The sequence below is a fragment of the Mesorhizobium sp. M0808 genome, assembly GCF_040320025.1.
In the GTDB taxonomy this organism is placed as follows: Bacteria; Pseudomonadota; Alphaproteobacteria; order Rhizobiales; family Rhizobiaceae; genus Mesorhizobium.
In genome coordinates, this window is sequence record NZ_JAMYOX010000080.1 from 1 (window position 1) to 11,248 (window position 11,248).

Here is an 11,248-nt window from a genome sequence, read left to right on the forward strand (position 1 = left end):
ACCTCGATGCCTGCCGTGCGCAAACCGTAGCCGGCGATATCCAGAACCGCGCGGATCAGATCGTTGACGTCGATACTGCGGCGCTCCGGCTGGCGTTGTCGCGCCATTGCCAGGAAGGTCTTCACGATGCGCGCGCAGCGCTCGGCGGCGAGCCTGATCTTGCCGGCCCGCTGTGCGTGGGCGGTTCCGGCTACAAATTCTTCCAGCAACTGGGCCTGCGCGACGACGACCGCCAGGGGGTTGTTGAGTTCGTGCGAGACGCCGGCAAGCAGCGAACCAAGTGCGTTGAGCCGCTCGCTCTGCGCCAATGCCTCGCGCGACCGCGCCAGTTCGGCTTCAGCCGCCTTGGTTGCGGTGAGATCAAGAATGCTGCCGACGATCACCGGTCGGTCGTCCATCTCGATGTGGCGCCAACTCAGCGACACGGGAAACGCGGAGCCGTCCAGACGCCGAAGTTGAGCCTCCACGCCGTCGGCGCGCGGCTGCTGACGTGACAGGGCTTTGAGGCGCCGATAGTCTTCCCGTGTGGCGAACCAGCGGTGCTGCCGGAAGCGGTCCTCGTCATCCGGGCCTATGCCCATGATCTCGCGGAAGGCGGGATTGGCGCTAATCAGCTGCCTCGTTCGCGAGTCTATGAACACGACCGGAACCGGATGATGGTGAGTGAGGTCTCGGAAGCGCCGCTCGCTTCGCAGCAGGCGCTCGGCCGCGCGCTTCTGCTCGGAAATGTCAATATCGAAGCCGCCGATGCGCGCCTGCTGCTGATCGGCCCCCAGAACGGGAAAGCGGACGACAAGGCTCCAGGCATAGTCGACCGCGTTGTTTAGAAATTCCTCGATTGCAATCGCCTGTCCCGATTCCAGGACGCGGCGATCGTTTTCCGCGATCATCGCGGCCTCCTGGGGTCCGAAAATGTCGGCCGCGCTTAATCCGATCGCGCTCTCGGCCGGCCGGCCGAAGACCTTTCCCATTTCGGGATTGGCGATCAGATAGCGCCCGTCGGTATCCTTCAGGTACATGCCTACGGGAGCATGCTTCATGAACGCCGCCAACCGGGCCTCGCTGGCACGCAGAGCGGCGTCGGCAGCGTGGCGCTGCGACAGGTCGCGCAAGCTCGCCGTGAAGAAACGACGTTTGCCGCTCCGGGCTTCGGTGATCGTTAGTTCCACCGGAAACTCGGTGCCGTTCGCTCGCATGGCAGTCTGCTCTGTTCGACGCCCGAGCAACCGCGGGGCGCCACCCGCAAGATAGGCCGCAAGCCCGTTTGCGTGCGCCTTGCGCAGATGCGGCGGGACGATGAGCTCCGAGATCTGTCTGCCGACCGCTTCAGCGCGCGAATAGCCGAAGGTCGCCTCGGCCGCCGGGTTGAATTCCACAACCAATCCGGCTTCGTCCGTGACGATCACGCAGTCGAGCGATGAGCGAACCACCGAAGCGAGGATCGCCTCTTGGAATGCGTTTTCGGCGTCGTCTTCTTGCAAGGGCGGGCGCTCCGTGACGACCGGTCGAAACGCTGGCCGTCGGGCAGGCAAGGATGACGATTATCGTGAGTTCCGGCAAGATGCTGAATCCGACCGCAGTACGGTGCGGAGGTGGGGAAGCGCTTGCACCAGCAGGACAAGAAGCGCCAAACCTTGCCGTTTGAATCGGTCGTCGGCAACGAGCACAGAGCGCCATTTGCTGCCAGTCATTGGCCCGCGGCTGAACAGCGGAAGTCGGACTCATACGGGCCATTCGCCAAGGGCAAGCCGAGCGACCAAAGTTGGCGCTGCGACCGCACGGCAATTGGCTCACCCAACCCCAGCGTCCAGCTCTAAAGTTTGGAGAAGTGTTCTGGCGGCCCGTAGATCGGCTGTGTCGAAGTCCTCGATAAACCAAGATTGGACCGGCGAGAGGACTTCGAGGGCCTGAGCCTTATCTCCTCGCTCGGCGTGTAGCCGTGCAAGGCTTGTGGCGGCGCGGAGCTCCCACGACTTCGCCTTTTGAGCCCGCGCGATCTCAACTGCTCTGCAGAACTCGATCTCTGCTTCCTTGACTGCGCCCCTTTGCCAGAGCAAGTCGCCGCGGAGGCGGTGAAGCTCCACCTCGTACGCTTTCTCGCCGTACTGGTCGACGGCCCGGAATGCCTTCGAGAGTACGTCCATCGCCTCCCCGACTTTACCCGCCGACGCAAGCGCCCAGGCGAGGTGGCCGAGATGAGCCGTCCAAAGGATCCGAAAGTTGATCTTGTCCATGCCGGACATCCCGGCTCGCATCAGGTCGAGTCCGTTGTGGTGTTCTCCATGGCGCACTTGCGCCAGGCCGCAGTAGAATTGTCCCCATGAGATGTATGATCTGAGGTCGTGCTCCATGCAGAACTCGAGGGCGAATTTTTCGGCCCGCTACCTCGCTCGAACCATCCTCGGCATCCGACAAGACGGCTTGCTTAATGGCCATGCTCGTCATGCCTCGGCAAAGTCAGCCCAAAAACCCGAACGAGATCGCTGACCTGCTCCGGCGAAAGGTAGCGGGGGTTTAGGCCGCGCAACAGCAGATAGAGTTTTGCAGTCTCCTCCAGCTCTTCGGTGGCGAATACGGCCGCCTCGAGCGTTACGCCCGCGACCACGGGACCGTGGTTTGCCAGCAGCACTGAGGAGTAGCGTCCGGCAAGGCCCTTGATCGCATCCGCGACAGCCGGGTCTCCGGGGCGGAAGTAGGGAACCAGCGCCGTCTGGCCGGCCCGCATCAGATAATAGGGCGTCATCGGCGGCAATACCGCCTTGGGATCGATTTCGGGCAGCATGGTGATGGCCACTGCATGGGTCGAATGCAAATGAACTATGGCGCGGGCCCCTGCCCGCGTCTCATAGAGAGCCGTGTGCAAGGGAATTTCCTTGGTCGGAGCATCGCCCGAGACAAGTTTTCCCTGTGCGTCGAGGCGGGCAATGCGGGCGGGATCGAGAAATCCCAGCGAAGCATTGGTGGGCGTGACCAGCCAGCCGCCGTCATCCAGCCGCAGGCTGATATTGCCTGACGATCCCGGCGTCAGACCGCGCTCGAACAGCGAACGCCCGAACCGGCAGATCTCTTCCCTCAACCTCACGTCGGTCATGTCGTGTCTCCCTCGACCAGTTCGAACCCGAGATCGACCACCGTCGGTGGTCCGTCAGAGCACACCAGCCGCGCGCCCATCTCCCCTATGGCGACGCGGGGCGTGAGAATAGTCGACAGCGGCTGCGGGGCGCTGCGCGCCACGTCGAGACCATTATAGCCGAAGATCGCCAGCCGGTCGGGGATGGTGATGCCGCGGGTGAGGCAGTGGAAATAGCCGCCGATCGCCATGTCGTCGTTGGAAAAGTAGACAGCGTCCAAATTCGTGCTGCACTCCAGGAGGCGCGCCAGCCCGTCGCGCCCAGCTTGGATCGAAGACGAGGCAGGAATGATTTCTTCTCCGGCGAGATCGAGGCCTGCCTCGACAAGTGCCGAGCGAAATCCTGCGAAGCGCTTGGCGGCGCGCAGGTCGCGGTTAAGGTCGTGGCCGACATAGCCGATCTGCCGGTAGCCGCGCGAAACCAGATGGCCCGCGGTGGCGCGTCCCGCCTCGCGGTTGGAAAAGCCGACGACGATGTCGATACCGTCGCCGTCGGTATCGAGCAGTTCGGCGACGCGGATACCAGAGTTGCGCAGCATTGCGCCCGCGCGCTCGGTGTGTTCGAGCCCCGCTACCATGACGCCGGCGGGGCGCCAGCTCAGCAGCGACTCGATGAGGCTCTCCTCACGTCCTAATTCATAGTCGGTTACCGCGATGACGGGTTGAAAGCCGGCGCCGACGAGGACTGTGTTCGCCCCCCGCAGCATGTCGGGAAAGACGATGTTGCTGAGCGAGGGGATGACAATCCCTACGAGCCTGGAACCGGTGGAAGCCAGCGTTCCGGCAATGCGGTTCGGCACATAGCCGAGGCTTGTCGCGGCATTGAGAACGCTCTCGCGCGTCTTTGCCGAGAAGGATCCATGCCCCCGTAGCACGCGCGAGGCGGTGCTCTCGCCAACGCCGGCTGCGCGCGCGACGTCGGTGAGGGTAATCATCGGCACCGCTCCCATCCCTCGGCTATTTGGTCGACCATTTCCGAGCCCCTAATCCACCGCCGCCTCTGAGCTGTCTGGCGCCCCATTTTGGCACGTCGCAGTGGCCAACTCAACAAACTTTTGGCAGCGCTGCCACTTTTCTGTTGGCAGCGCTGCCAATCCATGTTATCCGTCAATGCAAGCGCTGCCAAAAGTGAGGATGAGTGGCGCGAAACTGGCGACGAACGCCCTCAATCAGGGAGGAATGAAATGACGGTGCTCACCCCAACGCTGCCAGCTGAAACAGTGGCAGGAATCGAGACCCGAAGAATCGCCTACAGCAAGGTCTTCTGGCGAATCGTGCCGTTTCTGATGCTGTGTTACGTCGTCGCCTATCTAGACCGCGTCAATGTCGGCTTCGCCAAGCTCGACATGTCCGCCGAACTCGGCTTCAGCGAAACGGTCTACGGCCTCGGCGCCGGCATCTTTTTCATCGGCTATTTTCTGTTTGAGGTGCCGAGCAACATCATCCTGCACAAGGTTGGTGCGCGCATGTGGATCGCGCGCATCATGATCACCTGGGGTCTGATCTCGGCAGGCTTCATGTTCGTCGAATCGGCTCCGATGTTCTATTTGCTGCGCTTCCTGTTGGGCGTTGCCGAGGCAGGCTTCTATCCGGGGATAATTCTTTTCCTGACCTATTGGTATCCTTCGCACCGCCGCGCCAAGATCATCGCTGTCTTCATGTCCGCAATTCCGATATCCGGCATCTTCGGCAACCCGCTTTCCGGCTGGATCATGGATTCGTTCCACGGCGATAGCGGTCTTGCCGGCTGGCAGTGGATGTTCCTCATCGAGGCGGTTCCCGCTGTGCTGCTCGGCATCGCCGTCTTCTTCTTCCTCGACAATGGCATCCGTGACGCCAAGTGGCTGAGCGAAGCGGAAAAGCGGGTGCTCGAAGAAGAGATCGAGCGCGAGGAACGCCGCAAGGAGGAAGCGCATTCGGTCGCCGGGGTATTCCGCGACGGCCGCATCTGGCTGATGTGCCTGATCTATTTCTGCTTCGTGATGGGCCAATACGGGCTGACGTTCTGGATGCCGACCCTGGTCAAGGCGACCGGCGTCACCGGCAATCTCAACATCGGGCTGATCAGCGCCATCCCATTCATCTGTGCCGTCGTCACCATGAACCTGTTCGGTCGCAGCGCCGACTGGCACCGCGAGCGCCGCTGGCACCTGGTCGTGCCGGCGCTGCTCGGAGCCGTCGGCTTTATCGTCGCCGCAACGTCCTCGAACCCGACGATCGCCATCGCCTTCCTGTCGCTGGCAGCGGCTGGAGCAATCACCTGCGCGCCGCTCTTCTGGTCTTTGCCGACAGCCTTTCTGGGGGGAACCGGCGCCGCAGCGGGCATTGCGCTGATCAATTCGGTAGGCAATCTGGCCGGCTTCGCCAGTCCCTACCTTGTGGGCTACCTCAAGGACCTGACCGGGACGACGCACGTCGCCATGTACGCGCTCGCCGCCATCCTCGTGGCCGGCGCGATCCTGGTGCTGACGACGCCCGCCAAGCTGGTCAACAAGTGATGACACCGACGGAAAATGGAGTTTCCATGATGACTGTTCAGGCTGTGCAAAGGGAAAACCCCGTGGTGACCAAAGCGACCAGGGTCGCCGTGATCGGCCTCGGCTCGATGGGGTTCGGGATGGCCCAGTCGCTGCAGCGCGCAGCATTCGAGGTGACCGGCTTCGATGTCGATGAAGCTGCGGTTACGCGTTTCGTCGCCCAAGGCGGGCGGGGTGCTTCGACCCCCGCCCAGGCGGCTCAGGATGCGGATGTCGTGGTTTCGGTCGTCGTCAACGCGGCACAAACCGAAGCCATCCTTTTTGGTGAGCATGGCGTTGGCGAGACACTGCCCGAAGGAGCGGTCTTCGTCTCCTCGGCCACGATGGACCCCGATCTCGCACGCAAGTTCGCGGCACGCCTGGAAGAGACGGGGCGGCTCTATCTCGACGCGCCAATCAGTGGCGGCTCGGTCCGGGCCGCGGAAGGCGCCCTCACCATTCTCGCGTCCGGCAGCCCTGCCGCGTTCGCAAAGGCGCGCCCGTTGCTCGATGCCATGGCAGCCAAACTCTATGAACTGGGGGACGAACCGGGCACCGGCGCCGCATTCAAGATGATTAATCAGTTGCTCGCTGGCGTACATATCGCCGCAGCGAGCGAAGCCATCGTGTTTGCCGCCCGCCAGGGGCTAGACCTCCGCAAGGTCTACGAGGTGATTACGGCCTCGGCCGGCAACTCCTGGATGTTCGAGAACCGGGTGCCGCACGTGCTCGACGGAGACTACACGCAGCGCAGCGCGGTCGATATCTTCGTCAAGGATCTCGGCATCATCCAGGACATGGCCCGCAGCGCCAAATACCCGGTGCCGGTTGCAGCCGCCGCGCTGCAGATGTTCCTGATGACGTCGGCTGGCGGAATGGGACGCGACGACGATGCCTCGGTCGCCCGGGTCTACGCCCGCATCACGGGCATCGATCTGCCCGGCACAACGCAACCCTGACCAGGAACGCATGATCATGCCTCGCTTCGCCGCCAATCTGACCATGATGTTCAACGAATGGCCATTCCTCGACCGGTTTGAAGCGGCCGCGGCCGCCGGCTTCACGGCGGTAGAGTTCCTGTTCCCTTACGAGCACACGCCGGAAGCGATCGGCGAGCGCCTGGCGCGGAACGGTCTGACCCAGGCCCTGTTCAATCTCCCGTCTGGCGATTGGGCCGCAGGTGAACGCGGCCTTGCCGCGTTGCCCGAGCGCTTCGATGAGCTAAAGGCCGGCGTGGAGACCGCGCTCTCTTACGCCGATGCCACCGCCGCACGGCGCCTCCATCTGATGTCCGGGCTCGGCTCGCGCGAGGACAAGGGCGCCGTCGATGCCTATCGAGAAGCGTTGACCTGGACCGCCGAAAAACTGGCGGATCGCGGCATGGACCTGGTGATCGAACCGATCAATGGCCGCGACATGCCGGGCTATTTTCTGAACGATTTCGCCTTTGCGGAATCGCTGATCCACGACCTTGCGCTGCCCAATCTCAAGCTTCAGTTCGACATCTACCACCGTCAGATCCTGCATGGGGATGTCACCATGGCTCTGCGGAGCCTGTTGCCGATTATTGGCCACATCCAGATCGCAAGCGTGCCCTCTAGGCACGAACCCACATGTGAAGAACTTGACGATCGATTCATCTTCGCGGAGTTGGACCGGCTGGGCTATGGCGGTTTTGTTGGCTGCGAATATCGTCCCAAGGCCAAGACGCTTGACGGGCTCGGCTGGTTCGCCTCCTTTGCCGTGGAGCAGGACCGGGTCTCAAAAGCTGTTGGATCTCTTCTATGACCCTCGCCCTTGGTTGCATAGCGGACGACTATACCGGCGCGTCAGACTTGGCGAACACCCTGGCGAAACAAGGCTTACGTACGGTTCAGACCATCGGGATTCCATCGGCTGACCTGCCGCTACCCGAAGTCGATGCTATCGTCATCTCGCTGAAAATCCGTTCGGTTGGCGCATCTGATGCGGTTGAACGAGCCCGCGCTGCCCAAGATTGGCTCCGCACCCGCGGCGCGGCGCACGTGATGTACAAGATCTGCTCGACCTTCGATTCTACCGATGCAGGCAATATCGGCCCGGTTCTCGATGCCTTGCGCGCTGATGCCCTTGAAACATCGGTCCTTGTAACACCGGCCTTTCCTGAAACCGATCGCACCGTCTACAAGGGCAATCTATTCGTCGGTGCGGTTCCGCTGAATGAGAGCTCGCTCAGGGATCATCCTCTCAATCCCATGCGCGATGCCAATCTGGTCCGCGTGCTGGCTCGGCAGAGCACCGCGGCAGTTGGACTTGTCGAGCTCGCTACAGTTGCTCAGGGCGCGGATGCAATCCGCACTAGACTAGAGCTGCTTTCTACCAGCGGGACCGGAGCGGCTATTGCCGACGCCGTCTTCGAGACGGACCTCGAAGCAATCGGCACGGCAGCGTTAGCCCAGCGCCTGTCGGTCGGAGCGTCCGGGCTGGGATTGGGCCTCGCTCGCGGCCTGATCGCCGCCGGCACCGCACGGCGCCAACAAAGGGTAACCATTCGTGAACAACCGATCGGAGGTCCGGCAGCGTGCCTTGCCGGCAGCTGCTCACGGGCGACGCTGGCGCAGATTGCCAAAGCCGAGCAGACCATGCCTGTACTGAGGCTTGATCCGGAAAAGCTGGTAACCGATCCTTCGGAGACAGTAGAACGTGCCCTCACTTGGGCGACGGAGCACCTTACCAAAGGTCCTATTCTGATCTCCAGCAGCGCGCCCCCGGATGCGGTTTCCAGGCTCCAGGAGCGCCATGGACGGGAGGCGGCCGGCCACACTATCGAGCGCAGCCTCGCGATGATTGCAGGGGGGCTGGTCGAGCTGGGAGTCCGCAGGCTGGTCGTTGCCGGTGGCGAGACATCTGGCGCGGTCGTCGATCGCCTGGCGATTCCGGCGTTCGAATTAGGCACGGAAATCGCGGCGGGCGTACCCGTGTTGCGAACATTGGGAACTCAGTACGGCGAAATGGCGCTGGCCCTCAAATCAGGCAATTTCGGTGGCGAAGGCTTCTTTGCGGACGCCTTGGCCATCATTGCGTAAGCGCCAAATCGCGCAATTGGCTGTCCCGCTTGTCGGACCTCCCCCTAGCCTGTAGTGAATGCCGACGCGGTGGGTGATCAGCCCGCTGACGTCCAGATCATCCTCACGATCGGCGGGGCACCTCCGGACGAAGCACACGGTCCGTCTGAATGTGCTACAGAGTTCAGCGGCAAGCAAGTTGGGAGCGACAGCCTCGGCCTGGGCGGATGTGCCGGCCGCCAAGCATCAAAGATGCGCGATCGCCGGCCGTCCAGATGCGGTCCACAGACGTCCTGCTCATGGGCCGCAGGTGCAGCTGGGCTACCCGACATCGACCCCGCACGCATCGCCATCGGTGCCGCCAGCGCCGGCGGCGGTCTGGCCGCCGCGCTGGCGCTGCTGGCGAAGGAACGTGGCGTGATCCATCCGGTTCTGCAACTGCTGTCCTACCCAATGCTGGATGACCGGACCACCACCCGCACCGACATCGACCCGCGGCGGCTCCGCCTCTGGAGCCCGGCCAGCAACCAGTTCGGCTGGCGCTCCTACCTCGGCCCCACCACCGCGGACGGCAACGTGCCCCCGCTGGCCGCGCCGGCCCGCTACGACGACCTCTCCGGCCTGCCGCCCGCATGGATCGGCGTCGGCACCAACGACCTGTTCCACGACGAGGACGTCACCTACGCCCGGCGACTGCAGCAGGCCGGCGTCGCCAGCACCCTGCACGTAGTGCCCGGCGCCTACCACAACTTCGACTCCATCGAAGCGAAAGCCGCCATCTCCCGGGCCTTCGTCAACGCCCAGACGACGGCACTGGACGAAGCACTCAAGGACGGCTGAACGGACGCACGCGACAGGTCAGCCGCCCGCGCCTACCTCGCGCGGCTGAAGGAACGCACGACAGGGCGCGACAAGCCGACCAGCCCCGGGGACGTACCGCGCGAGATATGGCTCTCTCCGGGTTGACGCAGGACAAGCAATGCTCTCGACGCTGAGGTTGTGGGCTGCCCGGATAGGGTCGGGGCGCCTCGGAGATCCAAAACCAACTGTTCAGCCACGATCAGCCCGTGAGGCGCGCACGAAACAACGTGGAGCCGTCCGTCAGGCGCGACCTGGAGATATCCCGGAATCCAGCCTCGGTCATCCATGCGCGATATTGACCTTCAGTGTACGATTCACCGTGGCGGTAGAGGTTCAAGAAGGTGAGATTCAGAAAGACACCCTCAGGCGGGCCAAGGCGGTCGTCATCGACGACGCCCGGCCCCGCAATTGCGATCTCGCCTCCGAGTGTTAGGCAACGCGCCGCGTTCAGGATCGAACTGCGCGCCTGGTCCGGCGGAAGGACCTGGACGACGGCCTTCAGGATCGCCAGATCGTGCCGACCGATCGATGGCGCGACAGTTATGTCCCCCTCTTCGACAACCACGTCGTCGGCACCGTATTCTGACAGGATATCTGGCGCGACCGCTGCGACCGTTGGCAGTTCCATCAGCGTCGCCGCAATCTGCGGCCGCTGCTCGCGAAGTCCGACGAGAATGGTCCCGCGGCCCCCGCCGATGTCGATCACCGAACCGATCGCCGAGAGGTCCATCGCCCGGGCCAGATGTCGGCCGAAAATCACCCCGCCCGGTGCGAGCATGCGGCTGAAGGCCGCCGCGGCCTCGGGCCCCGCTTCGGAAAAGTCGTGCAGCGCAGCCGGCCGGTTCTGTCGCAGCGACTCCGCGGTCAGTAGATCGGCTCGCCAGAGCTCGAGCAGGAGCGCATGATCGCCGGCGCGATATGTCGGCTTGGACGCGTCGAGGAAGGCTGACGCTTCGGCTCCGTTGCGAAATTGACCATCCTTGACTTCGAGGAGACCAATGCTGGCGAGCGCGTAGAGGGCGCGGCCCCAAGGCTGTCAGCAGTCATCGCGCTGCCACCGAGCCCGGTGAAGATGCCGAGGTCCAGCCCGGCGCGAAGCGCCAAGGCGGGGGGCACCGCTGCGATCAGGTTGTCGATCCGATCAGAATCCACCATACCATATCCCTTCCACGATCCAGGACCGGCGATCAGAAGTTTGTCACGGAACCGACGAGCGTTTGAAGTAGCATGGTCGACCAGACCGATATACGTGCCCAGTTGGTATTCGACGTCGAAACCGTGACTAGCTGGCTGACTGTTGATCAAGCCCTGCGTAAATCCAGGCACGCGTCTGTTCCAGCACCTCATCGGAAAACGCAGGGTCGTCAACCGCCCGGGCGAGGATCACTGCCCGACCATCGCGGCTGGATGGCCTGAGTGCTCGTGCGAGCAAGGCCGAGCGGCGCGCACCCAAAACGGCTTCGGGCAGCAAGGGGATCTGGAAGAAAACCGCGTAACTGCTCCGCAGAAACTGCGTCGGAGATCGTAGGGCATGGGTAAACAGCACCTCGGGATGTGGCGCATTCAGGATGACGAGCTTGTCCAGGCGATGAGTCAACTTTGCCCCGGCGGCCCAAGCGACGATGCCGCCCCAGTCATGGCCGACGAGGTGAAACCTTCCGATGCCGAGCGCGTCGGCCAGGGCGACGACATCGCCG

Annotated in this window: 12 protein-coding genes; 5 read left to right on the forward strand and 7 right to left on the reverse strand. The window is 63.2% G+C overall.

Going from position 1 to position 11,248, the window contains the following annotated elements:
* From NKI25_RS35240 to NKI25_RS35255, 4 genes are all read right to left on the reverse strand, one after another.
* Nucleotides 1-1,481, reverse strand: a 1,481-nt coding sequence (locus tag NKI25_RS35240) for a PAS domain-containing sensor histidine kinase (protein WP_352790001.1), incomplete at its 3' end; no start/stop codon positions are given.
* Between the two features lie 309 nt (nt 1,482-1,790).
* Nucleotides 1,791-2,234, reverse strand: coding sequence for a hypothetical protein (locus tag NKI25_RS35245; RefSeq protein WP_353000763.1), 444 nt, complete (start codon nt 2,232-2,234; stop codon nt 1,791-1,793).
* Nucleotides 2,235-2,425: 191 nt separating this feature from the next.
* On the reverse strand, nt 2,426-3,091 hold the full coding sequence (gene otnC, locus NKI25_RS35250) for a 3-oxo-tetronate 4-phosphate decarboxylase (RefSeq protein WP_352594593.1): 666 nt from the start codon (nt 3,089-3,091) through the stop codon (nt 2,426-2,428).
* Nucleotides 3,088-4,065, reverse strand: a complete 978-nt coding sequence (locus NKI25_RS35255) for a LacI family DNA-binding transcriptional regulator (protein WP_352594595.1) — start codon at nt 4,063-4,065, stop codon at nt 3,088-3,090. The genes otnC and NKI25_RS35255 overlap by 4 nt, the downstream gene beginning before the upstream one ends.
* A 249-nt stretch (nt 4,066-4,314) precedes the next feature.
* Here NKI25_RS35255 and NKI25_RS35260 point away from each other — a divergent pair, with 249 nt between their 5' ends.
* From NKI25_RS35260 to NKI25_RS35280, 5 genes are all read left to right on the forward strand, one after another.
* Nucleotides 4,315-5,628 carry an MFS transporter gene (locus tag NKI25_RS35260; protein ID WP_352594597.1) on the forward strand — a complete coding sequence of 438 codons (1,314 nt, stop codon included), beginning with the start codon at nt 4,315-4,317 and terminating at the stop codon, nt 5,626-5,628.
* A gap of 29 nt (nt 5,629-5,657) precedes the next feature.
* On the forward strand, nt 5,658-6,605 hold the full coding sequence (ltnD, locus tag NKI25_RS35265; RefSeq protein ID WP_353000773.1) for an L-threonate dehydrogenase: 948 nt from the start codon (nt 5,658-5,660) through the stop codon (nt 6,603-6,605).
* A 16-nt stretch (nt 6,606-6,621) separates the two neighbouring features.
* On the forward strand, nt 6,622-7,434 hold the full coding sequence (gene otnI, locus NKI25_RS35270) for a 2-oxo-tetronate isomerase (RefSeq protein WP_353000765.1): 813 nt from the start codon (nt 6,622-6,624) through the stop codon (nt 7,432-7,434).
* Nucleotides 7,431-8,711, forward strand: a complete 1,281-nt coding sequence (otnK, locus tag NKI25_RS35275) for a 3-oxo-tetronate kinase (RefSeq protein WP_353000767.1) — start codon at nt 7,431-7,433, stop codon at nt 8,709-8,711. Before otnI ends, otnK begins: the two co-directional genes overlap by 4 nt.
* Nucleotides 8,712-8,942: 231 nt before the next feature.
* Nucleotides 8,943-9,530 carry an alpha/beta hydrolase fold domain-containing protein gene (locus NKI25_RS35280; protein WP_353000769.1) on the forward strand — a complete coding sequence of 196 codons (588 nt, stop codon included), beginning with the start codon at nt 8,943-8,945 and terminating at the stop codon, nt 9,528-9,530.
* Nucleotides 9,531-9,750: 220 nt separating this feature from the next.
* Here NKI25_RS35280 and NKI25_RS35285 read toward each other — a convergent pair whose 3' ends face one another.
* From NKI25_RS35285 to NKI25_RS35295, 3 genes are all read right to left on the reverse strand, one after another.
* Entirely contained in the window at nt 9,751-10,329 is a 579-nt protein-coding gene (locus NKI25_RS35285; protein ID WP_352594603.1) for a methyltransferase, read from the reverse strand.
* Between the two features lie 86 nt (nt 10,330-10,415).
* Nucleotides 10,416-10,856, reverse strand: coding sequence for a hypothetical protein (locus NKI25_RS35290; RefSeq protein ID WP_352708776.1), 441 nt, complete (start codon nt 10,854-10,856; stop codon nt 10,416-10,418).
* A partial coding sequence (locus tag NKI25_RS35295) for an alpha/beta fold hydrolase (RefSeq protein WP_353000771.1) occupies nt 10,834-11,248 on the reverse strand: 415 nt, incomplete at its 5' end. The genes NKI25_RS35295 and NKI25_RS35290, both read right to left, overlap by 23 nt.

Excerpts from the sequence above, each read along its gene's own strand:
- NKI25_RS35245 (WP_353000763.1), bottom strand. The coding sequence starts at position 2,234 with ATGGACAAGATCAACTTTCGGATCCTTTGGACGGCTCATCTCGGCCAC.
- otnC (WP_352594593.1), bottom strand. The coding sequence starts at position 3,091 with ATGACCGACGTGAGGTTGAGGGAAGAGATCTGCCGGTTCGGGCGTTCG.
- NKI25_RS35255 (WP_352594595.1), bottom strand. The coding sequence starts at position 4,065 with ATGATTACCCTCACCGACGTCGCGCGCGCAGCCGGCGTTGGCGAGAGC.
- NKI25_RS35260 (WP_352594597.1), top strand. The coding sequence starts at position 4,315 with ATGACGGTGCTCACCCCAACGCTGCCAGCTGAAACAGTGGCAGGAATC.
- ltnD (WP_353000773.1), top strand. The coding sequence starts at position 5,658 with ATGACTGTTCAGGCTGTGCAAAGGGAAAACCCCGTGGTGACCAAAGCG.
- otnI (WP_353000765.1), top strand. The coding sequence starts at position 6,622 with ATGCCTCGCTTCGCCGCCAATCTGACCATGATGTTCAACGAATGGCCA.
- otnK (WP_353000767.1), top strand. The coding sequence starts at position 7,431 with ATGACCCTCGCCCTTGGTTGCATAGCGGACGACTATACCGGCGCGTCA.
- NKI25_RS35280 (WP_353000769.1), top strand. The coding sequence starts at position 8,943 with ATGCGCGATCGCCGGCCGTCCAGATGCGGTCCACAGACGTCCTGCTCA.
- NKI25_RS35285 (WP_352594603.1), bottom strand. The coding sequence starts at position 10,329 with ATGCTCGCACCGGGCGGGGTGATTTTCGGCCGACATCTGGCCCGGGCG.